16 protein-coding genes are annotated in these 19,646 nt (G+C 67.7%); 9 read left to right on the top strand and 7 right to left on the bottom strand.

Features of this window, described 5'->3' with window-relative positions:
* Positions 1-177: 177 nt before the first annotated feature.
* Together FB468_RS08420 and FB468_RS08425 are read right to left on the bottom strand one after the other, a co-directional pair.
* Complete coding sequence (locus tag FB468_RS08420) at positions 178-1,638, bottom strand: DEAD/DEAH box helicase (protein WP_246055814.1); 1,461 nt, start codon at positions 1,636-1,638, stop codon at positions 178-180.
* A 186-nt stretch (positions 1,639-1,824) separates the two neighbouring features.
* Positions 1,825-5,331, bottom strand: a complete 3,507-nt coding sequence (locus tag FB468_RS08425) for an efflux RND transporter permease subunit (RefSeq protein WP_141886945.1) — start codon at positions 5,329-5,331, stop codon at positions 1,825-1,827.
* Between the two features lie 139 nt (positions 5,332-5,470).
* Between FB468_RS08425 and FB468_RS08430 the strand changes: the two genes are divergently transcribed.
* Entirely contained in the window at positions 5,471-6,691 is a 1,221-nt protein-coding gene (locus FB468_RS08430) for a DUF445 domain-containing protein (protein ID WP_141888210.1), read from the top strand.
* Between the two features lie 23 nt (positions 6,692-6,714).
* Here FB468_RS08430 and FB468_RS08435 read toward each other — a convergent pair whose 3' ends face one another.
* Complete coding sequence (locus FB468_RS08435) at positions 6,715-7,359, bottom strand: hypothetical protein (protein WP_141886946.1); 645 nt, start codon at positions 7,357-7,359, stop codon at positions 6,715-6,717.
* A 129-nt stretch (positions 7,360-7,488) separates the two neighbouring features.
* On the opposite strand from FB468_RS08435, the gene FB468_RS08440 reads away from it, so the two are divergent.
* Positions 7,489-7,680 (top strand): DUF3073 domain-containing protein, encoded by a 192-nt coding sequence (locus FB468_RS08440; RefSeq protein WP_141886947.1) that lies wholly within the window; start codon positions 7,489-7,491, stop codon positions 7,678-7,680.
* 77 nt (positions 7,681-7,757) lie between these two features.
* Here the strand turns inward: FB468_RS08440 and FB468_RS08445 are convergent, their stop codons facing one another.
* The 3 genes from FB468_RS08445 to FB468_RS08455 form a co-directional block, all read right to left on the bottom strand.
* Positions 7,758-8,498, bottom strand: a complete 741-nt coding sequence (locus FB468_RS08445) for a phosphoglyceromutase (protein WP_141886948.1) — start codon at positions 8,496-8,498, stop codon at positions 7,758-7,760.
* Between the two features lie 50 nt (positions 8,499-8,548).
* Positions 8,549-9,661: a CAF17-like 4Fe-4S cluster assembly/insertion protein YgfZ gene (gene ygfZ, locus FB468_RS08450; protein WP_141886949.1), complete on the bottom strand. Its 1,113-nt coding sequence runs from the start codon at positions 9,659-9,661 to the stop codon at positions 8,549-8,551.
* A 152-nt stretch (positions 9,662-9,813) separates the two neighbouring features.
* Positions 9,814-10,101, bottom strand: coding sequence for a hypothetical protein (locus FB468_RS08455; protein WP_141886950.1), 288 nt, complete (start codon positions 10,099-10,101; stop codon positions 9,814-9,816).
* 75 nt (positions 10,102-10,176) lie between these two features.
* Here FB468_RS08455 and FB468_RS08460 point away from each other — a divergent pair, with 75 nt between their 5' ends.
* From FB468_RS08460 to FB468_RS08480, 5 genes are read left to right on the top strand one after another with little or no spacing between them, the layout of a single operon-like run.
* The gene (locus FB468_RS08460; protein ID WP_141886951.1) at positions 10,177-10,866 is read left to right on the top strand and encodes a winged helix-turn-helix domain-containing protein; all 690 of its coding nucleotides are present in this window, start codon (positions 10,177-10,179) and stop codon (positions 10,864-10,866) included.
* A gap of 33 nt (positions 10,867-10,899) precedes the next feature.
* Positions 10,900-11,817 (top strand): mycothiol synthase, encoded by a 918-nt coding sequence (gene mshD / locus FB468_RS08465; RefSeq protein WP_246055815.1) that lies wholly within the window; start codon positions 10,900-10,902, stop codon positions 11,815-11,817.
* Positions 11,818-11,821: 4 nt separating this feature from the next.
* Entirely contained in the window at positions 11,822-13,945 is a 2,124-nt protein-coding gene (locus FB468_RS08470) for an RNA degradosome polyphosphate kinase (protein ID WP_141886953.1), read from the top strand.
* 4 nt (positions 13,946-13,949) lie between these two features.
* Complete coding sequence (locus FB468_RS08475; RefSeq protein WP_141886954.1) at positions 13,950-14,903, top strand: NUDIX hydrolase; 954 nt, start codon at positions 13,950-13,952, stop codon at positions 14,901-14,903.
* A 13-nt stretch (positions 14,904-14,916) separates the two neighbouring features.
* Positions 14,917-15,813: a diacylglycerol/lipid kinase family protein gene (locus tag FB468_RS08480; protein ID WP_141886955.1), complete on the top strand. Its 897-nt coding sequence runs from the start codon at positions 14,917-14,919 to the stop codon at positions 15,811-15,813.
* A gap of 190 nt (positions 15,814-16,003) precedes the next feature.
* On the opposite strand, the gene FB468_RS08485 is transcribed toward FB468_RS08480, so the two are convergent.
* Positions 16,004-17,296: a CapA family protein gene (locus FB468_RS08485; protein ID WP_246055816.1), complete on the bottom strand. Its 1,293-nt coding sequence runs from the start codon at positions 17,294-17,296 to the stop codon at positions 16,004-16,006.
* Between the two features lie 216 nt (positions 17,297-17,512).
* Here FB468_RS08485 and pstS point away from each other — a divergent pair, with 216 nt between their 5' ends.
* Positions 17,513-18,616, top strand: coding sequence for a phosphate ABC transporter substrate-binding protein PstS (gene pstS / locus FB468_RS08490; RefSeq protein ID WP_425460822.1), 1,104 nt, complete (start codon positions 17,513-17,515; stop codon positions 18,614-18,616).
* A gap of 94 nt (positions 18,617-18,710) precedes the next feature.
* Positions 18,711-19,646, top strand: a complete 936-nt coding sequence (gene pstC, locus FB468_RS08495) for a phosphate ABC transporter permease subunit PstC (protein WP_141886956.1) — start codon at positions 18,711-18,713, stop codon at positions 19,644-19,646.

Below are 19,646 nucleotides of genomic sequence, written 5' to 3' on the forward strand. Positions count from 1 at the left end.
ACCGGGCTGGCGGCACAGCTCTCTCTGCCCTGAATATGGAGCCAGAGTATGTCGACGTCGAGAAACCCTCAACCGTTCGCGGGGCACTCGACAACCACGGTCGGGCACCCCTTCCCGAGTCTTGTCAAGAACCTACAAGCTGGGCGAGCGTAACCTGTACAGTTTCTCTATCGAACGCTACTTGCGCCGCTGCGCTCGGGGCTGCTTGCCCGGCTCGTAGGCCTCGAACACGAGCGGCTCAATGCCGGCTTCGTCGAGCATTTCGCGCGTGCGCTTCTGCCAGGTGCGCGGGATCAGCGTCACCACCTGTCCGCCCCGCCCGGCCCGGCCGGTGCGACCCGAGCGGTGCACAAAGGTCTTCGCCTCCTGCGGCGGATCGAGCTGAACGACGGCATCGACGTCATCGATGTGGATGCCCCGGGCCGCGACATCGGTCGCGACGAGCACGCGAGCCTTGCCCGTGGCGAACTGCTTGAGGTTGATCTCGCGGCGGGCCTGGCTGAGGTTGCCGTGCAGCGACGTCGCCGATACGCCGGCGTCGAGCAGTTGCTCGGTGATGCGTTCGGCCGCAGCGCGGGTCCGCGAGAAGAGCATGACGCGCCCCGGGATCTTCGCGAACTCGAGCACCGCCGCGTCTTTGTCCTCGCGCATCACCATGTACACGCGGTGCGGCACGGTCGACTTTGTGCGCTCGATCTCGTGGGCAGCGGGGTCGACGAGAAACTCGCTGACGAGCTCTTCAACGTCGCGGTCGAGCGTCGCCGAGAAGAGCAGCCGCTGGCCGCCCCTCGCCGTCTGCCGCAGCGTCCACTGAGTCTCTTCAAGGAAGCCGAGCTCGCAGAGGTGGTCAGCCTCGTCAACGATTGAGACTTGCACCTCGCGCAGGTCGAGCTTGCGCCGTTCGACGAGGTCGCGGATGCGCCCCGGGGTGCCGATGACGATGTCGACGCCGCGCTCGAGAGCGTGCACCTGCGGCTCGCTCGGCACGCCGCCAACGAGCTGGGCGGTGTAGAACCCGACCGAGCGCGCGAGCGGCTGCACGGTGCGATCGATCTGCAGCGCGAGCTCGCGGGTGGGGGCGAGGATCAGCGCCTTGGGCTTTCGCGTCGCCCCGGCCGAGCCGCGCGAGACGCGTTCGCCCCGCTTGGCCTGCTTCGGTTTCTTCGCCGCGGGCTCGCCGAACCGGCCGTCTGCCTTGAGGATGAGCATGCGCTCAACGAGTGCGGCGCCAAAAGCGATGGTCTTGCCAGAGCCGGTCTCGGCCCGGCCAAGCACGTCGCGACCCGCAATAGCGTCGGGGATCGTCGCAACCTGAATCGGGAACGGTGCGTCTGCGCCAAGCTCCCCCAGCGTTCGCACGAGGTTCTGGCCGAGCCCGAGGTCGCCGAAGCTTCGCCCCGAGGCGTCCTCAGCTCTCCACACCTTCGGCGTGTAGTTCTGCAGGGTCTCCCCCGCCGGGCGCAGTCGCTTCGCGCCACGCTCGGCCCCGCCCGGCCGCTGGGTACGGTCGTCACGGCCGCCCTTGCTTTCAGGCTTGCTACCCCGAGTTTCCGGCCGGCCATCCCTTCTTCCCGGCCTGCCGCCGGCAGTAGACCTGCGACCTGCACCACCAATGCCCGAACCCCTGGAGTTCGACATATCTTCTGCAGATCCCAGGCCCTGCGCCCCACGGCGGGCCCTGGCAGAGCCACCGGAGCTGCCAGAACCGCCAGAGCCATCCCGGCCAGCCGCGGCCCCGCCGTACTTGCGCTTCGGAGCTCTGGTACGGTTCGGGTCGTAGTTGGCCGGGGCTTTGAACCCGCGCCGCTTCTTCTGCGCCATGAGTTAGCTGTTCCGTTCTTGGGTGTCGAGAGAGGGTCCACCATCGAGTGTGGTGTCAGGCTCAGCCTCAGGCGCCGCAATCTCGCCAGGGGCCTGGGCCTCAGCCTCAGCCTCAGCCTCCGGAAGCACCGCAGCCTCGGGCGCCGCGTGCTCAGGCTCCACGGCTTCACCAAGCGCGGCAGCTGGCTTGGTGTCAACCGCCCCACCGTGAGCACCAGCGACCCCAGCGAGCTCAACACCAGCACCAGCAACAGCACCAGCGGCCTTCGCCTCACGCTTCGCCGCCCAGCGTTCACGAGCCTCCTCGCGCTTGCGCTCAACCAGGTAGTAGAGCGTCGGCAGCACGACAAGCGTGAGCACTGTCGACGAGAGCAGGCCGCCGATGACGACGACAGCAAGCGGCTGCGAGATAAACCCACCCTTGCCCGTGATGCCCAGTGCCATCGGGGTCAGAGCGAGGATCGTCGCGAGCGCGGTCATCACGATCGGCCGGAGACGCTGCAGTGAGCCGTGCAGCACCGCGTCACGCAGGCTGTCGCCGCGGTCTCGGTACTGGTTTACCAGGTCGATGAGCACGATCGCGTTCGTCACGACGATACCGACGAGCATGAGCACGCCGATGAGCGAGGCAACGCCGAGCGGGATGCCGGTCGCGATGAGCAGCAGAATGGCGCCCGTCGCCGCGAACGGCACCGACACGAGCAGCAGGAGCGGCTGCAGCAGGCTGCGGAACGTCGCGACCATGACCACGTACACGATGAGGATCGCGGCGAGCAGCGCAATGCCAAGCTGCTGGAAGGCCTCTTCCTGCTGCGACATGACGCCGCCGATGCTCGCCGAGGCCCCCGTCGGCAGGTCAACGCTGTCAAGCGCGGCCGTTACCTGAGTGCCAGCTGCCCCGAGGTCATCGCCCTTCGGGAGCGCCGAAACCGTGACCATGCGCGCGTTGTTCTCGGTGCGAACGGTCACGGGGCCGTCGGCGACCTCAACCGTCGCGAGCTCGTCGAGGCGCTTCTCGCCAACGCCGGTCTGCAGTTTCAGGGCCTTCACGCCCTCCACGTCGGAGGGCGCATCGCCGAGGTCGAGGAACACGTTGACCGTCGAGTCATCGATCGTGATGCGGCCAACCTGGCTGGGCTGCATGGTCTTCGCGGCCATGCCACCGACAGCGGCCTCGCTGAGGCCGGCCTCGGCGGCCTTCTGGCGATCCACAGCGACGCGCACGTACGGTCGTGACATCGCGAGGTCGCTCTCGACCTGCTGCAACCCGTCCTGCTTCTTCAACGCGGCGACGATGTCGTCGCTCGCGGCGGCGAGCGTCTCCTGGTCGGGCGCCGTCACGTTGACCTGGATCGCGCTCGACATCGACATGCCGCCGCCCGACTGCCCGATCGAGAAGTCGCCCGCGTCAGAGATCTTGTCGACCGCCGACCGAATGTCGTCCTTCGCCTTCGCCTGGTCGGCGTCGGGGTCGAGCGTCAGTGAGTAGTTGATCGCGCCGTCGCCGCCCCCGCCGAACATCGCCATCATGCCGCCTGCGGAGCCGATCGTCACCTGCACGGTCTCGACCTGGTCGAGCCCCGAGAGGGCGTCTTCGACCCGCTCGGCCTGCGCAAGCTGCTCGTCGAGGCTCGCGCCCGGGGCGAGGGTCTGTGTCAGCCCGACCGAGTTCTGCTCGTCCTCGCTCATGAACGTGGTCTTCATGAGCGGCGTCGCGAGCACGGTGCCCGCGAGTACAAGCACGGAGAGGATCAGGGTGATGCCCGGCTTGCCGAGCGTCCACTCAATGATCGGCTTGTAGCCGCGCGCCAGCCAGTTGCCGCGGTGCTCGTTCTCAGTCGAGCTCTCAGCGCTTGCGCCTTCAACCGCGGCGGGCCGCGCCTCGGACTTCAGGAACCAGTACGCGAGCACCGGCACGATGGTGAGCGAGACGAGCAGCGATGCGGCGAGCGCGATCGTCACCGTGAAGGCGAACGGCCTAAACAGCTCGCCAACCATGCCGCTCACGAACGCCATCGGCAGGAACACGGCGACGGTGGTAATTGTCGCGGCGGTAATCGCTCCGGCGACCTCGCGAACGGCGCGCAGGATCGCGGTCGCCCGGTCCTCCCCCTCCACCAGGTGCCGCTTGATGTTCTCAATCACAACGATCGAGTCGTCGACGACGCGACCGATCGAGATCGTGAGCGCGCCGAGCGTCAGCATATTCAGCGTGTAGTCGGCGAAGTTCAGCCCGACGAACGCGAGCAGCACCGATGTGGGGATGGAGATCGCGGTCACGAGCGTCGCGCGCACCGACATCAGGAAGACAAGGATCACGAGCACCGCGAACACGAGGCCGAGGAGGCCCTCGGTCGTGAGCGACTCGATCGACTGCTCGACGTACGGCGCCTGGTCGAACACTACTGTGAGCTTCACGTCGCCGAGCTGCGTCGCGAGTTCGTCGAGCTTCTCCTGTACGACGTGCGAGACCTCGACGGTGTTCGCCTGCGACATCTTCGTGACCGCGATGGTGAGCGCGGGATCGCCGTTGATGCGCGAGATGCTCGTCACGGGGTTCGGCTCGAGCGTGACGTCTGCGACGTCGCCGATCGTCACGACGTCGGGCAGCGACGGCGCCTCGGCCGCCTGCGGGGCCTCGGCGCCAGGCGTGACGGTCTGCGACAGCTGCGTGCCACCGGGAAGCGCCTGTGCCTGCGCGGCCTGCGCGGCCGACTGTTGCTGGGCCTGCAGCGCCTGCTGGTAGGCCATGAAGTCGTCGGTGCTGCGGGGCACAGGGATCGCCGCGATGTCTTCCGCAGAGTTGAGCTCAGAGCCGAGCTGCACCGCGAGCGTATTTTTCTCATCGTCGACGGTGCCGCCAGCGATGAGCACCCCGCTCTGCTGGAGCGCGTCGGTGATGCGCTGCTGACTCATACCGGCCGAGGCAAGCTTGTCGCTGTTCGGCACGATCGTGACGCGGTCGCCGCGTGCGCCCGCGAGCTGGGCCTCGCGCACGCCGTCAAGGTCGGCGATCTCAGGGACCACGACGCGCTCGATGAGCTTCGCGGTTTCCTCGGGGTCGTCGCCGCTCGGCGGCGTCACGGCGATCTGGATCACGGGGAGGTCGTCAACGCTTCCCGCGACGACCTGGGTGTCGACGGTGTCTGGCAGCATCTTCGAGATGCGGCTGACCGCGCGCTCGACCTTCTGTTCGGTCGCCGCGATGTCGACGCCGTAGGTGAACTGCGCGAGCACAACTGAGGTGCCAGTGCTCGAGGTCGCCGTCGTGCTCTCGAGCTTCGGCACGCCGCGCAGCGCCGTCTCGATGGGGCCCGAGACGTCGTTGTTCACGACGTCGGGTGAAGCGCCCGGGTAGCTCGTGATGACGGCGATCGCGGGGAACTCGACCGAGGGCATGAGCTCTTGCTTGAGCGACGACATCCCGAGGAAGCCGAAGACGGCCGCAACAATGGTGACGAGCGCAATGAGTGCTCGGTTTTTGAGGCTGAGCACTGTAAGAAACTGCATGAGGTGAATTATCCCATGGCTCACTGATAGCGCACGGGGTCGGCAGGCAGCGCATAATGGTCATGTGCCACTGTTGAACCGGTCTACGCTCGGAGCCGTCACCCCCGCTGATTTCGACCGTTTGCACGCGCTCAGACGCATGCAGGGAATCGCGGTCGGGCTGCTCATCTTCATGGCCGTCGTCTTCGTGTTCGCCTTCGCGCTGCAGGAGCGGATCCCGTGGCTCGGGTACGTCCGGGCAGCGAGCGAGGGCGGCATGGTCGGCGCGCTCGCCGACTGGTTCGCCGTGACCGCGCTGTTCCGGCACCCGCTTGGCGTGCCCATCCCGCACACGAACCTCATCGCGAACAAGAAGGATGAGATCGGCGAGGGTCTCGGCTCCTTCATCGAGGAGAACTTCCTCGCCGACGAGGTGGTCCACGACAAGCTCTCTCAGATCAGCGGGGCGCGGATGGCCGGCGCTTGGCTGCGCGAGACTGGGAACGCGAGGCGCGTGAGCGACATGGCGGCGAGCGTCGGGCTCGGCGCCCTCACCGTGCTCGACGACCGCGACGTGCAAGACCTGGTCGAGTCGCTCGTGCGGCGCCACATCGTCGACCCCGAGTGGGGGCCGCTACTCGGGCGCGCGACCGAGTCGTTCGTGACGGGCGGTCACCACGAATCGCTCGTTGACCTCGCCGCGAACCGCCTCGAGCTGTGGCTCGTGCAGCACCCGCAGGCGTTCGACAAGGTCATCTCGTCCCGGCTCCCCCAGTGGGTGCCGAGCATCGTCGACAAGTTCGTCGACCAGCGGCTGCACGCCGAGGCCGTGAAGTTCTTGCAGAACGTGTCGGCCGACGCGAACCACCCGGCGCGCGCCGCGATCACGAAGTTTCTGCACGACCTCTCGCGCGACCTCCAGGAGCAGGAGTCACTGCAGGCGCAGCTCGAGTCCTTCAAGCGCGAGGTGTTCGACAGCCCGCGCATCCGCGACCTCGCCGCGAGCACCTGGCAGACCGCGCGCGCCGCGATCGTCGACATGCTCGAAGACCCCGAGAGTGAGCTGCGCAGCCGCATCACCGCCGCAATCTGCGACTTTGGGCGAAAGCTCGAGCAAGACTCGACGCTGCAATACAAGATCGACGTGTGGGTCATGAGGGTCGTCGAGTACCTCGTGCGCACCTACCGCCACGACCTCGCTCAGGTCGTCGCCGACACCGTGCAGCGGTGGGACGCAAAGGAGGCGGCCGAGAAGATCGAGCTGCAGGTCGGCAAGGACCTGCAGTTCATTCGCATCAACGGCACCGTCATCGGCTCGCTCGCGGGCTTCGGCATCTTCACGATCGCAGAGCTCATCATCGCGCCGCTCGCGGGGCGTTAGCCCCGGGCCGACACGGCCCAGCGCTACTTCTTGTAGGCGAAGGGCAGCAGCATATCTTGCACCCGGTCGCGCACGGCCGTGTGATCGCTCCGCGTTGACACCGCGCAACGCGAGACCGTGCAGTCGAGTCCCTCGACACTTGGCGCGGGCACGGTAAGCCGAACCTCGAACGCGCCCCGCTTCGGGTCGTCGTAGCCCTGGGTGGCGAACGCCTTCCACGCCCAGTCGTCGGTGATCCAGGCGCTCGACAGTGCCTCCTTGGCCGCGGCCGCGCCCTCCTCAGCACCCTCTGGGATACCGCCGAGGCACGGGCCTGGCTTGACGTCGGCGGAGGGCGGAACAGCGCAAAAGCCAACGTATATGCCGAGACCGGCATCGAACCCCTCGCCTGTCACGATGATCTCCTCGCCAGGGGTGAGCGCCGAAAGATCTGCCGGCTTCCCGTCTGTCGTGGTGACCGAAATCGCCCGGGTGCGTCCGTCCGCGCCCTCCGCGCTCGACTCAGATTCAAACGCGCTCGGGATCTTCTGACCCGAGCCGCCCGCGCTCGAATGAGTCAGGATGGGGATAAGGATCGCCGCAACGACGCCAAGAATGACGAGAAACAGCGCGAGAACTGAGATGAGTACGATGCGCTTTACCGAACGGCGCGGTGCGGGCGAGGTCATGCCCTCATGTTAGCGCCGCAAAGCGCTCTTCCCAACGTGCTAAGATCATGCCCATACGTCCATGATTGATTGAGTACTGCCTCGTGGGAGAAACACCCGCGAGGCCCGAAATGTGTAAGGGGGTCACGCATGGGGCGCGGCCGTCAGAAGGCAAAACACACTAAGGTCGCTCGGGAGCTGAAGTATTTCAGCCCGGCCACCAACTACTCGGAGCTTGAGCGCGAGCTCGCTTCGGGTCACCTCTCCGAAGAGGATAGGTGGGCGGATCTAGCCGACAAGTACAACGTCGACGACGAAGATTCGGACGACGACGAGAAGTAGCCGTTCACCCGGCTCTCGCAGCTTGCTGGTTCTGGCCGCCTCACGGAAGTGAGGCGGCCAGAACCTTTCGCGTGGGGCTACTTGCCCTGGGCGGCGACTGCCGCGGCGCCTGCTGCAGCAGCCTCGGGGTCGAGGTAGCGGCCAGCGCCCGTCGGCGTGCCGTCTTCGTTGATCTCGTAGACGAGCGGCATGCCCGTCGGGATGTTCAGCGCGGCGATGTCGTCGTCTGAGATGCCTTCGAGGTGCTTGACGAGCGCGCGGAGCGAGTTGCCGTGGGCGGTGACGAGCACGGTCTTGCCCGAGTTCAGCTCGGGAAGGATGCTGCCCTCCCAGTAGGGCACGAGTCGAGCTACCACGTCGGAAAGGCACTCGGTGCGGGGCGCTTCGCCGTCGATGCCCGCGTAGCGCGGGTCGTTCGCCTGCGACCACTCGTTTGAGTCGTCGAGCACGGGCGGCGGGGTGTTGTAGGAGCGACGCCACTCCATGAACTGCTCTTCGCCGTACTTCTGCAGCGTCTCTGCCTTGTCAAGGCCCTGCAGCGCGCCGTAGTGGCGCTCGTTCAGGCGCCACGAACGCTCGACCGGGATCCACATGCGATCCGCGGCCTCAAGCGCGAGGTTTGAGGTCTGGATCGCGCGGCTCAGGAGCGACGTGAAGAGCACGTCAGGAAGCATCCCTGACTCGGCGAGCAGCTTGCCGGCCGCGGCCGCCTCGCCGCGCCCGCGCTCAGTGAGTCGAACATCGACCCATCCGGTGAACAGGTTCTTTTCGTTCCATTCGCTCTGGCCGTGACGGAGCAGGATCAACGTGTTGGTCATACTTCCAGCTTAGCGAGGTTCGCCCCGAGCGCGTGATGCTTAGCGGCTTGCTACAGCCGCTTGAGCTTGGGGATCGTGCGGGTCGCTCCCGCGTCCGTCGGCACGATCATCTCCTGGGCGGCTGCGATGACCCCCTCGACGGGCGCCTGCGGGTCAGCCGCCTCGGCGCCGGCCCGCACCGCGAGCGTGACGTCCGCGGGAACCGAGCGCTTGAGTAGCGCGAACGCGATACCGCCCCACTCGTGGTGCAGCGCGGCTCGAGTGATGCGCCCGACCGGCCTGGCCTCGGGGTCGCTCGCTTCGCCCTCGCGGAAGACGAGCGCGCCCGCGACCGGCAACTCACCCTCCGAGCCGTCGAGGTGCAGCATGACAAGGCGCCTCGGCGGGTGACCGAGGTTGTGGACCTTCGCGACGGTCTCTTGACCGCGGTAGCAGCCCTTCGTGAGGTGAACGGCGCTGCGCAGCCAGTCGAACTCGTGCGGGATAGCGCGTTCGTCGACGTCGGCGACCCGCGAGGGGCGCCAGGCGCGAATCTCGAGCGCGTCGAGCGCCATGAGCCCCGCGGGGGCGACCGCGCGAGCGACCGCGCCAAGCCTCTCGGTCGGGAAGACCAGCTGCACGGCGCTCCACTCGGCGCCAGCGTGCTCGCCGTTGGCGTACTGGGTACCGCCGCGCGTGACCTCCGCCCAGGGGTCAGCCCACTCGACGACGGGGCCGAGCGCTCGGAGCGCCGCAAGCGCGGTGCCGCCAGCAAATGCGAGAACGGCCGCGAAGTCGGCGGAGACGTCGGCCACCTCGACTCGCAGGGCGAACCGCATGCGGTTCAGGAACGCGGCGAGGGGCTCGGCCGAGCCCTCATCCACGAGCAGCCACGCCCGTTCGCCGTCGTCGACGACGCGGATCGCGTGCTCGATGCGCCCGTTTGGGTCGAGGAGCAGTGTTTCGGTACTCACGCCCGGGGCGAGGCCGAGCAACTGCTGGCTCGTCATCGAGTTCAGCCAGCTCAGCCTGTCAGGCCCCGCGACAGTAATGATGCCACGGTGCGAAAGATCAACCGCAGCGTCACCCGCGTCAAGCGCGCGCTGTTCGGCCACCGGGGCGCCATAGTGCTGCGCGACCGGCGAGCCGACCGCCCCCGGAAGTGAGAGGAACGGGCTCGTCATGAGGGGTTGCGCCTAGCGCTGACCCTTGAAGAGGTTGTAGATAACCGTGCCGGAGACCCAAGCGATCGCGACACCTGCGAGGCCCAGAAGGCCGAGGAAGAAGAGTTCAAGCGCCATAAGCATGACACCAGTCTAGCAAGTTGCGGCGCGCTCTACTCGATCAGCAGCGTGACGACGTCGATCACGGCGATCACCACGACCGAGCCGGCGATGCTGAACGCGAGGCGGCTGATGAACCCCTCGCGCTGCGCGGTGCCGAGCTGGAGGGCGAAGGTCACGAGCGTCGAGACCCCGACGGCGAGCGCGAGCCACTGAAACCGGTTGCCATCAACGAAGACCGTGACGAGGATGCCGAACACCGCGGCGACCGCCCACGCGATGATGAGGCGCGGCACGTGCCACGACACCGGCTGCGCCTGTTCCGTTTCGCTCGTGCTCATTCCCACATCTTCCCACACTGGTGCCCGAAAGGTCGGGCTAGGATTATTCACGAACCGAAACGTGGGAGGTCAGTCATGGAACTGCTCCTGCTCACCACGGTCGAAAACCACGACCAGGCGCCGCTGCCGGCGCTCGAGCTACTCCCCCACACCGTCGCCATCGCGAGCATCGCGGCGCCGCTGCAGGCCGCGCTCGGGTACGAGAACGCGCCCCACCGCGTCGGCGCGATCCTGCTCGACGGGACGACGGATCCGCGCGCGGCCAGAGCCGCGGCGCTCTCGCTCGCGGGGCGCACGCGCCTTCCGCGCCTCGCGATCATGCGCGATGCCGCTCTCGCCGCGCTCTCCGCTGAGTGGGACGTCGCCGATTTCCTCACCCCCGAGGCGAGCCCGGCCGAGATCGAGGCCAGGCTGCGGCTGCTCGCGGCCGCCTCCGCGGAGGATCCGGATCACGGTGCGGGAACGGCCGTCGAGGCCTCGGGCGTGGTGATCGACGAGTCGAACTTCGTCGCGACCGTGCACGGCCGCAAGCTCGACCTCACCTACAAAGAGTTCGAGCTGCTGCACTTCCTCGCGCTGCACCCTGCGCGCGTCTTCACGCGCGAGCAGCTGCTCTCGGAGGTCTGGGGCATCGACTACTTCGGCGGCGCCCGCACCGTCGACGTGCATGTCCGACGGCTCCGCGCCAAGCTCGGCGCGCACGAGTGGCTGATCAGCACTGTCCGGGGTGTCGGGTATGGTTTCGCGCGAGGGCGCCAAGGGTAGAAGGAGCATCGGATGCAGGCAGAGAATCTTTCTGTGAGTGAGGGGACCGCCGGCGTCGCCCGCCCGATCCTCGACCGTGCCGAGCAGGCCGACGGCAACTCGCCGGTCTCGGACCAGGCGCTGCTCGCCGCGGGCCAGGGACAGCGTGCGCTCCTCGTATTCACGGAGGCGGAGGGGGCGGCCCCGGTCGCCGTCGGGATCGTGGGCCAAGGTGAGCTCGACCTCGTCGTTGACCCGGCGTCGCGCGGCAAGGGCATAGGCACCGCGGCGCTCCGGATCCTGCTCGATACGCCGGCCGCCCGCGAGCCCGCGCCCGGGGGGTCAACCGGCCCGCTCGCCTGGGCGCACGGCGACAACCCCACAGCGGAGGCGCTCTTGCGCGGCGCGGGCTTCGAGGCCGTGCGCTCGCTTTACAGGATGGCGCTCGACCCCGCGCTGCTCCCCGCGCTGCCCGCCGACCCGTTCGACACGCCGCTCCCCGCGGGCTTCGAGCTGCGCACCTTCGACGCGGCCGCGCCCGACGACGACGCGCGCGCCTGGGTGCGGGTAAACGCACGCGCGTTCGCGTCGCACCCTGAGCAGGGGCGCGTGACCCTCGAAGACTTCGCGCTCATGCGCGCCGAGCCGTGGTTCGACCCCGCCGACCTCTTCCTCCTCAGGGCGGCCGACACGGGGCGCACCGCCGGGTTCACCTGGGTGAAGACCCTCCGGGACGGCGCCGCGCCCGAGACCGAGCTCTACGTCATCGGCGTCGACCCCGACTTCGCGGGCGCCGGGCTCGGCAGGGCGCTCCTCACGGTCACCCTGGCCCGCATGGCGCAGCACCGACCTGGCCGAGTGACGCTGTATGTGGATGGTGACAACGCGCGCGCCGTTCGCATGTACGAGGCTGCGGGGTTCACCATTGATTCACGAAGCACCCAGTGGCGCGGCCCGCAGGTGTCAGAATAGACGCATGAGCGAAGAGACCCGCGAGATCCCCCTCATCGATGACGGGGCGCTGCCCGCCGATCGCTACATCGACCGCGAGCTGAGTTGGCTCGCGTTCAACCAGCGCGTGCTTGAGCTCGCGGAAGACGAGACGGTACCGCTGCTTGAGCGCGCAAACTTCCTCGCGATCTTCGCGACGAACCTCGACGAGTTCTTCATGGTTCGCGTCGCGGGGTTGAAGCGCCGCATTCTCACGGGCCTCGCCGTGCCGACGAACGTGGGCACGGCCCCGACCGACGTGCTCGCCGAGATTAACCGGATCGCGTATGAATTGCAGCGGCGGCATGCCCGCTGCTTCGCCGAGCAGGTGAAGCCGCAGCTCGCCGAGGCGGGAGTGCACATCGTCGAGTGGGAGACCCTCGACGACGCTGACCGCGAGATTCTCACCGAGTACTACGAGCAGCGCATCTACCCGGTGCTCATGCCGCTCGCGGTGGATCCCGCGCACCCGTTCCCCTACATCTCTGGCAGGGCGCTGAACCTGTCGATTCGCGTGCACAACCCGAACACCGACAAGGTCGAGTTCGCGCGTTTGAAGGTGCCGCAGATGATCCCGCGGTACGTGCGTGTCGACCGCCGCGAGAGCGACGACAACGTGCGCTTCATCGCGCTCGAAGAGCTCATCGCGAACCAGCTCGACGGCCTCTTCCCCGGCATGAAGGTCATCGACGACCACGTCTTCCGCGTCACGCGCAATGAGGATGTGGAGATTGAGGAGGATGAGACCGAGAACCTCATCCAGGCGCTCGAGAAAGAGCTGCTGCGGCGGCGCTTCGGCCCGCCCATCCGCCTCGAAATCTCCGACGACCTCGATGAGGCGACGCTTGAGCTGCTCGTGCGCGAGTTCGACATCGACGAAGAGCAGGTCTACACACTGCCCGCGCCGCTCGACCTCTCCGGGCTGTTCGCGCTCTCGGGGCTGCGCAGGCCCGACCTGAAGTTCCAGCCGCACATCCCCGTCACGCACCCGGCGTTCCGCACGAGCTCTCCGAGCGATAAGCCCGACTTGTTCGCGGCGATTGCGCGCCGGGAAGTGCTCGTGCACCACCCGTACGAGTCGTTCGCGACGAGCGTGCAGGCGTTCATCGAGCAGGCCGCGACCGACCCCGACGTGCTCGCGATCAAGCAGACGCTCTACCGCACCTCGGGCGACAGCCCCATCGTCGCGGCGCTCATCAAGGCCGCCGAGGCGGGCAAGCAGGTGCTCGCGCTCGTCGAGGTGAAGGCGCGCTTCGATGAGGAGGCGAACATCACGTGGGCCCGCAAGCTTGAGCAGGCTGGCGTGCACGTCGTCTACGGCATCGTGGGGCTCAAAACGCACTGCAAGCTCGTGCAGGTCATCCGCGAAGAGGGCGGCAAGCTCACCCACTACTGCCACATCGGCACGGGAAACTACAACCCGAAGACGAGCCGCATCTACGAAGACTTCGGGCTCTTCACGACGTCGCCCGAGATCGGCCGCGACGCAACCAAGCTCTTCAACGTGCTCTCGGGCTACGCGATCGAGACCGACTACGACCGGCTGCTCGTCGCCCCGCTGCAGCTGCGCTCCGGCCTCCTCGAGCGCATCGAGCGCGAGGCCGAGCACGCGCGCGCCGGGCGCCCGAGCGGTATCAGGCTCAAGGCGAACTCGATGGTTGACGAGGCCATCATCGACGCCCTGTACCGCGCGAGCCAGGCCGGCGTTCCGGTCGACGTGTGGGTGCGCGGCATCTGCTCGATCCGCGCCGGCGTACCCGGTCTCTCCGAGAACATTCGCGTGCGCTCCGTGCTCGGGCGCTACCTCGAACACTCGCGCATTTACTGGTTCGAGAACGGCGGCGAGCGCGACGTCTTCATCGGCAGCGCCGACCTCATGCACCGCAACCTCGACCGCCGCATCGAAGTGCTCGTGAGCATCGTCGAGCGCGACCACCTCGCACGCATTGACCGGTTCTTCGGGTTCGCGTTCAGCGACGACGTCTCGTCGTGGCGCATGCTGCCCGATGGCGCCTGGCAACGGCGCGTCATCAGCGAGGAGGGCGAGCCCCTCCCTGATCTGCAAGATCTCGTGATGATAGACCGAACCCAGGCGAGGAGAGCGCGGTAGCGTCGTGGCGAAACAGGTCTTCGCGGCGGGCACGATCCCGTGGCGGCGTGTGCGCACCTCGTCGGGGAAGGAAACGCTCATGGTGCTCCTCATCCACCGCCGCAAGCAGCGCGACGTGTCATTCCCGAAGGGCAAGCTCGACCCGGGTGAGAGCATGCCGCAGGCCGCCGTGCGCGAGACGCGCGAGGAGACGGGCCTGCGCATTTCCCTCGGCGCGACCCTTGGCACCATCCACTACGAGCTACCGGGCGGCGGCACGAAGATCGTGCAGTACTGGGCAGCCGAAGTCACCGCGAAAACCGCCCTCGCCTCGACGTTCAAACCAAACTCCGAGGTGCAGGCGCTCGAGTGGGTGCCGGCGAGCGCCGCGCGCGACCTGCTGAGCTACGAGGCAGACCGCGAGCTCTTCGACGTGTTCATGCGGTTTGCAGACCCCGGGCTGCTCGACACGTTCTCCATCACGCTGCTGCGCCACGCGAAGGCTCAGGCCCGCGGCGACGAGTTTCCGGTCGACCACATGCGACCCCTCACGCAGGGCGGTGAACGGCAGGCGCACACGCTCGCCCCGATCCTTCGCTCGTTCGCGCCAAAGCGGATTTACTCGTCGACGGCGACGCGCTGCCTCGCGACCGTTGCGCCGCTCGCCGAACTCATCAAGAAAGACGTGCGCGAGCGCGAGAGCCTGAGCCAGGATTTCTGGGATGAGGGCGACCTCACGCAGACCCGCAGGCTGATCGGCAAGATCGTGACGCGGGGCCGCTCGGCCGTCGTCTGCAGTCACCTGCCGGTGCTGCCCGACCTCGCGCGCGAGCTCATGCTGGCGAGTGGTAGCCTGCCGGGTGAGTACGTCGAAGACGCTGCGCGGCTCCCGCCCGCTGGGTTTTCCGTCTTTCATTTCTCGCGTTCCCGGCCAGGCGCCGGGATTCTCGGGGTCGAAACGTATCCGCTGAAACACTAGCCAGGAGTGCCCAATGCGCGATGAAGCGCCTTTCGGTGTCGTGGTCAACCCGAGCTCTGCGCTCGGCCGCGGCGCCCGAGTCGCGACGCGCGTGCTCGCCGCGTTTGAGGCGGCCGGGGTGCACGCCATCGAGATCTCGGGCTCAGACGCTGCTGACTGCCAGGCGCGAGTGCGCGCCGCCAGCCGGGAGGGGCTGCGAGGCCTCGTGCTCGTCGGTGGCGACGGCCTGCTCGGGCTGGTGCTGCAGGTCGCCGAGGCTCGGGAGCTTCCGATCGGGCTCGTGCCGGCCGGAAGCGGCAACGACTTCGCCCGCCAGTTCGCGCTCGAGCACGCCCCCGCTGCCGCCGTTTCCCGGATCCTCGCCGCTGAGCACGCCCCGCTCTCCGTCGACCTTGGCGTGGTCGAGCGGCCAGGCGCCGCCGAGCACTGGTTCGCCGGCGGGCTGTCGATCGGGCTCGACGCGGCGATCAACCGCCGCGCGAACGCGCTGCGGCTGCCGCTCGGGCCGTTCCGCTACCACATCGCGCTTGTCGCCGAGATCCTCACCCTCAAGCAGCGTCGCTTCCGGGTGCGGGTGGGGTCGTCGGAGCGCTCCTTCACCGGCATCCTCTCGACCGTTATGAACGCCCGCGCGATCGGCGGCGGGATCCCGCTCGCGCCGCGCGCCTCGGTGCACGACGGCATGCTCGACCTCGTGGAGGTGACGGACGGGACAAAGCTTCGGCTTTTGAGCGTGCTCGGGCTGCTCGCGCGGGCGCAGCACGAAGACCTCCCCGAGGTGACGATCACCAGGGTGGAGCGGGTGCGCGTCGAGGCCGGTGACGAGATCGCGTACTCCGACGGTGAGCTGGTCGGCACGGGCCCCTTCGAGGTTCGGGTCGCGCCGGGCGCGCTGCGCTTCCTCGCGTAGGGCCGGTGCCTCCGCGGGGCGCGGGGCGCGGGGCGCGGGGCGCGGCGGCACCTTCCCACCATTGCACCCCAAGTTTTCCTTCCACCCTCAAATGCCGGGGGTAATTGAGGGCGACACGATTATTTGAGGGGTACTCGGGGTGGGGCGGCGGGCACGCGCGGGCGCGGGCAGCGCGGGGCGGGCGGGCGGCCTATTCCTCCGAGAGCAACCACTCGTGGAGCCCGTGCTCGGCAGCCCCCATCGATTCGACCGTTGTTCGCGTGCGCTCGCGCACGTCAGCATCGAACTCCGCCCACTGGCACTCGCCCTGCGGCCCGTCGCTCGCAACCGAGCACCACCTGTACTCGCCCGCCTGCGTGTTCGTGGCCGCCGCCCACGCGAGGTCGGTCGCGTCCCAACTTCCGTCAGGCTGCTCGGCAAACTGCACGCGAGATAGCAAGAACTCGTTGTTCACGCGGCGCTCTTTCGGGGCCGACTCGCTGATGAAGTTGCCAGTGCCGTAGTTGATCCAGTGGCCGTCGTAGAACTCAAACGGTTGGATCGAGTGCGAGTGGTGCGAGTACATGAAGTCAAACTCGCCAGAGTCCATGAGCGCGTGCGCGTCAGCGACCTGCGAATCCGACGGCTCTGACCAGTACTCGACCCCGTTGTGCTGAACGCCGATTACCAGGTCGGCCCCGAGCTCGCGCGCCTTCCGCGCCTTCGCGATGGCCCTGTCGATATCAAGGTCGAAGTCGGTGCCGCTGAAGTCCACTTGCCAGTCGAACTCATTGAAGTTTCCATTGAGCCCGTAGGTCGAGGTGATGATCGCGACCTTCGCGTCGTTTGCCTCGACGATGAGTGGGACGTCGCGCTCTCCCTCAGCCCGGTATGTGCCGGTGTGAGCGAGGCCCGCCTCGTCAAGGGCGTCGAGCGTGCGCACTAGCCCCTCGGATCCCATGTCAACGCTGTGATTGGACGCTGTCGTCGCCACGTCAAACCCGACGCCCTTCGCGGCACCGGCGACCTCCCGGGGCGTGTTAAACAGTGGGTACCCGCTGTACTTCCCATCGGCTTCGGCGAGCGGTGTCTCCTGCTGGTAGATCGCGAGGTCGGCGCGGTCGAGGTACGCGCGTGCACCGGCGAACAGCGGCGCAAAATCGAAGCGCTCGCCCGCCTCCGTAAGCGGAACCTCAAACGGGCGCCAGAGGCCCGGGTGGAAGAGGAAGTCGCCCGCGAACGCAACGCTCACGCAGTGATCGGTGGGGCAGGGTGGCCCGGCGCCGGGGCGCGGCGCGGGCGGTGGCTCGGGATCAGGATCCGGATCGGGCGTTGGCGTCGGCGCGGGGGTTTTCGGCGCCGTGCCCTCTGCTGCTACGTCCCCCGGTTCCGGCGCGCACCCGGCGAGCCCCGCGGCCCCGAGCGCGCACAGCGCGGCGAGCAGTGCTGCGGTGAGGCTGCGACCGGCGCGCGACATCGCAGCGCCGCTTCCCGAAGAGGCCATGACCCGAGTCTATGCCGAAGCCAGATTCCACGTGCCGCGCCTCCCGCGCGCCCGGCGATTCAGGGCCGTCAGCGAACTTCGCCCGGCACTCACCTCAAGTTCACCTCATGTTTACCTTCCTGTCGGTCGCCGGTCACACCCGCTCCTTAGCGTTGACAGCGTCAGGCACTCGCCCGGCATTCAGGATCACACCACATCAGAATGGACACGACACTCGTGAAGTTCTCATCCACGATGAAGGCAGCCGCTGTCGGCGGCGCCGCCCTGCTTATCCTCACCGGTTGCGCTGCAAATGAAGCTGCACCCGATACCGGCGAAGGGACCACCCCTTCGTCGCTCTCCGGCACGCTCTCGGGCGCTGGCGCTTCCTCGCAGGATGCGGCGCAGCAGCAGGGCTGGATCGCTGGCTTCCAGACCGCCAACGCCGATGTCACCATCAACTACGATCCCTCGGGTTCGGGCGCTGGCCGCGAGTCGTTCCAGAAGGGCGCAGTCGCGTTCGCTGGCTCGGACCGCGCGTTCAAGGCTGACGAGATCACCGCTGGTCCGTTCGACGCTTGCACGACGAGCGACATCGTCGAGATCCCCGCGTACATCTCCCCGATCGCTCTCGTGTTCAACGTCGACGGTATCGACAACCTGAACCTCGACGCAGACACCATCGCGAAGATCTTCACCGGCGAGATCACGAAGTGGAACGACCCGGCTATCGCTGCGGCCAACGCTGACGCTACGCTGCCGGACCAGGCAATCGTGCCCGTGCACCGCTCTGACAAGTCGGGCACCACCGGCAACTTTACCGACTACCTCGCGGCAGCCGCGCCGTCCGCGTGGACCGCTGGTTCGGTCGAGGAGTGGCCCGCTGAGATCACCGGTGGCGAGGCAGCCCAGGGCACCTCGGGCGTCGTTGAGGCAGTCAAGGGCGGCGTGGGCACCATCGGCTACGCCGACGCGTCGAAGGCCGGCGACCTCGGCACCGTCTCGGTGAAGGTCGGCGACGAGTACGTTGCGTTCACCCCCGAGGCCGCTGCAGCTATCGTCGACGCGTCGCCGCTCGAGGAGGGCCGCACCGACCACGACCTCGCAATCGCCCTCGACCGCACCAGCACCGAGGCCGGCGTCTACCCACTCGTCCTCGTGAGCTACCTCGTTGGCTGCGAGAAGTACGAGGATCCGGCAAACGCCGAGCTCGTGAAGTCGTACTTCGAGTACATCGTGAGCGCTGAGGGCCAGGACGTCGCGGCCGAGGCCGCCGGTTCGGCACCGATCTCGGACACGCTCCGCGAGAAGGCAAGCGCAGCGGTCGCTTCGATCAGCTAACCCCCTTCTGGTGGATCCGGCTTCCGCTCACACGCGCCGGATCCACCAGGCACCCTCCGAGTCTTCACCTCTTCCACCGGAAGGCACTCTCCAAGTGACTGCATCCACGGCTTCGCCGCGTCAAGTCCTCAGCCGCGGCGACCGAGTGTTCTCGCGCACGGCCATCGCATCCGGCAGCATGATTCTGGTCATCCTCGCCGCCGTCGCGATCTTCCTCATCGTGCAGAGCCTCCCCGCCTTCGTCGCCACAGGCGAGTCGGCGTCGGTGCTCACTACAAACTTCTGGGACTACGTCGGTCCCCTCGTGTTCGGCACCGTCTGGGCGGCGGTGCTCGCACTCATCATCGCGCTCCCGCTCTCGATCGGCATCGCGCTCTTCATCTCGCACTACGCGCCCCGCAAGCTCTCGAACGTTCTCGGCTACCTCATCGACCTCCTGTCGGCCGTGCCGAGCGTCGTGTACGGGCTGTGGGGCATTCTCGTGCTCGCACCGGCAGTTCGCCCCTTCTACGTCTGGCTCAACGATCACGCGAGTTGGATCCCGCTCTTCGGCGGCACCGCCAGCGGCACCGGGCGCACGATCCTGACCGCGGCCATTGTGCTCGCGGTGATGATCCTCCCCGTGATGACCGCGATCTCTCGCGAGGTCTTCCTCCAGGCCCCGAAACTCAACGAGGAGGCGGCGCTCGCGCTCGGCGCGACCCGCTGGGAGATGATCCGCCTCTCGGTGCTGCCGTTCGCGAAGCCCGGCATCATCTCGGGCGCGATGCTCGGCCTCGGCCGTGCGCTCGGCGAGACCATGGCCGTCGCGATGGTGCTCTCGGCGAGTGGCATCGTGTCGTTCAAGCTGCTCACGGCAGACAACCCCTCGACGATCGCCGCGAACATCGCGCTCACCTTCCCTGAGGCGTACGGCGAGAACGTGAACGTGCTCATCGCGACGGGCCTCATCCTCTTCATCGTCACCTTCCTTGTGAACGCGCTCGCGCGGTGGATCGTGAGCCGCCAGACCGCACGGATCGGAGCGTAA

Source organism: Leucobacter komagatae (assembly GCF_006716085.1).
Lineage (GTDB): Bacteria > Actinomycetota > Actinomycetes > Actinomycetales > Microbacteriaceae > Leucobacter > Leucobacter komagatae.

Coding starts and splice junctions, on each gene's coding strand:
- FB468_RS08420 (WP_246055814.1), bottom strand. CDS start 1,638: ATGTCGAACTCCAGGGGTTCGGGCATTGGTGGTGCAGGTCGCAGGTCT.
- FB468_RS08425 (WP_141886945.1), bottom strand. CDS start 5,331: ATGCAGTTTCTTACAGTGCTCAGCCTCAAAAACCGAGCACTCATTGCG.
- FB468_RS08430 (WP_141888210.1), top strand. CDS start 5,471: ATGCAGGGAATCGCGGTCGGGCTGCTCATCTTCATGGCCGTCGTCTTC.
- FB468_RS08435 (WP_141886946.1), bottom strand. CDS start 7,359: ATGACCTCGCCCGCACCGCGCCGTTCGGTAAAGCGCATCGTACTCATC.
- FB468_RS08440 (WP_141886947.1), top strand. CDS start 7,489: ATGGGGCGCGGCCGTCAGAAGGCAAAACACACTAAGGTCGCTCGGGAG.
- FB468_RS08445 (WP_141886948.1), bottom strand. CDS start 8,498: ATGACCAACACGTTGATCCTGCTCCGTCACGGCCAGAGCGAATGGAAC.
- ygfZ (WP_141886949.1), bottom strand. CDS start 9,661: ATGACGAGCCCGTTCCTCTCACTTCCGGGGGCGGTCGGCTCGCCGGTC.
- FB468_RS08455 (WP_141886950.1), bottom strand. CDS start 10,101: ATGAGCACGAGCGAAACGGAACAGGCGCAGCCGGTGTCGTGGCACGTG.
- FB468_RS08460 (WP_141886951.1), top strand. CDS start 10,177: ATGGAACTGCTCCTGCTCACCACGGTCGAAAACCACGACCAGGCGCCG.
- FB468_RS08470 (WP_141886953.1), top strand. CDS start 11,822: ATGAGCGAAGAGACCCGCGAGATCCCCCTCATCGATGACGGGGCGCTG.
- FB468_RS08480 (WP_141886955.1), top strand. CDS start 14,917: ATGCGCGATGAAGCGCCTTTCGGTGTCGTGGTCAACCCGAGCTCTGCG.
- FB468_RS08485 (WP_246055816.1), bottom strand. CDS start 17,296: ATGGCCTCTTCGGGAAGCGGCGCTGCGATGTCGCGCGCCGGTCGCAGC.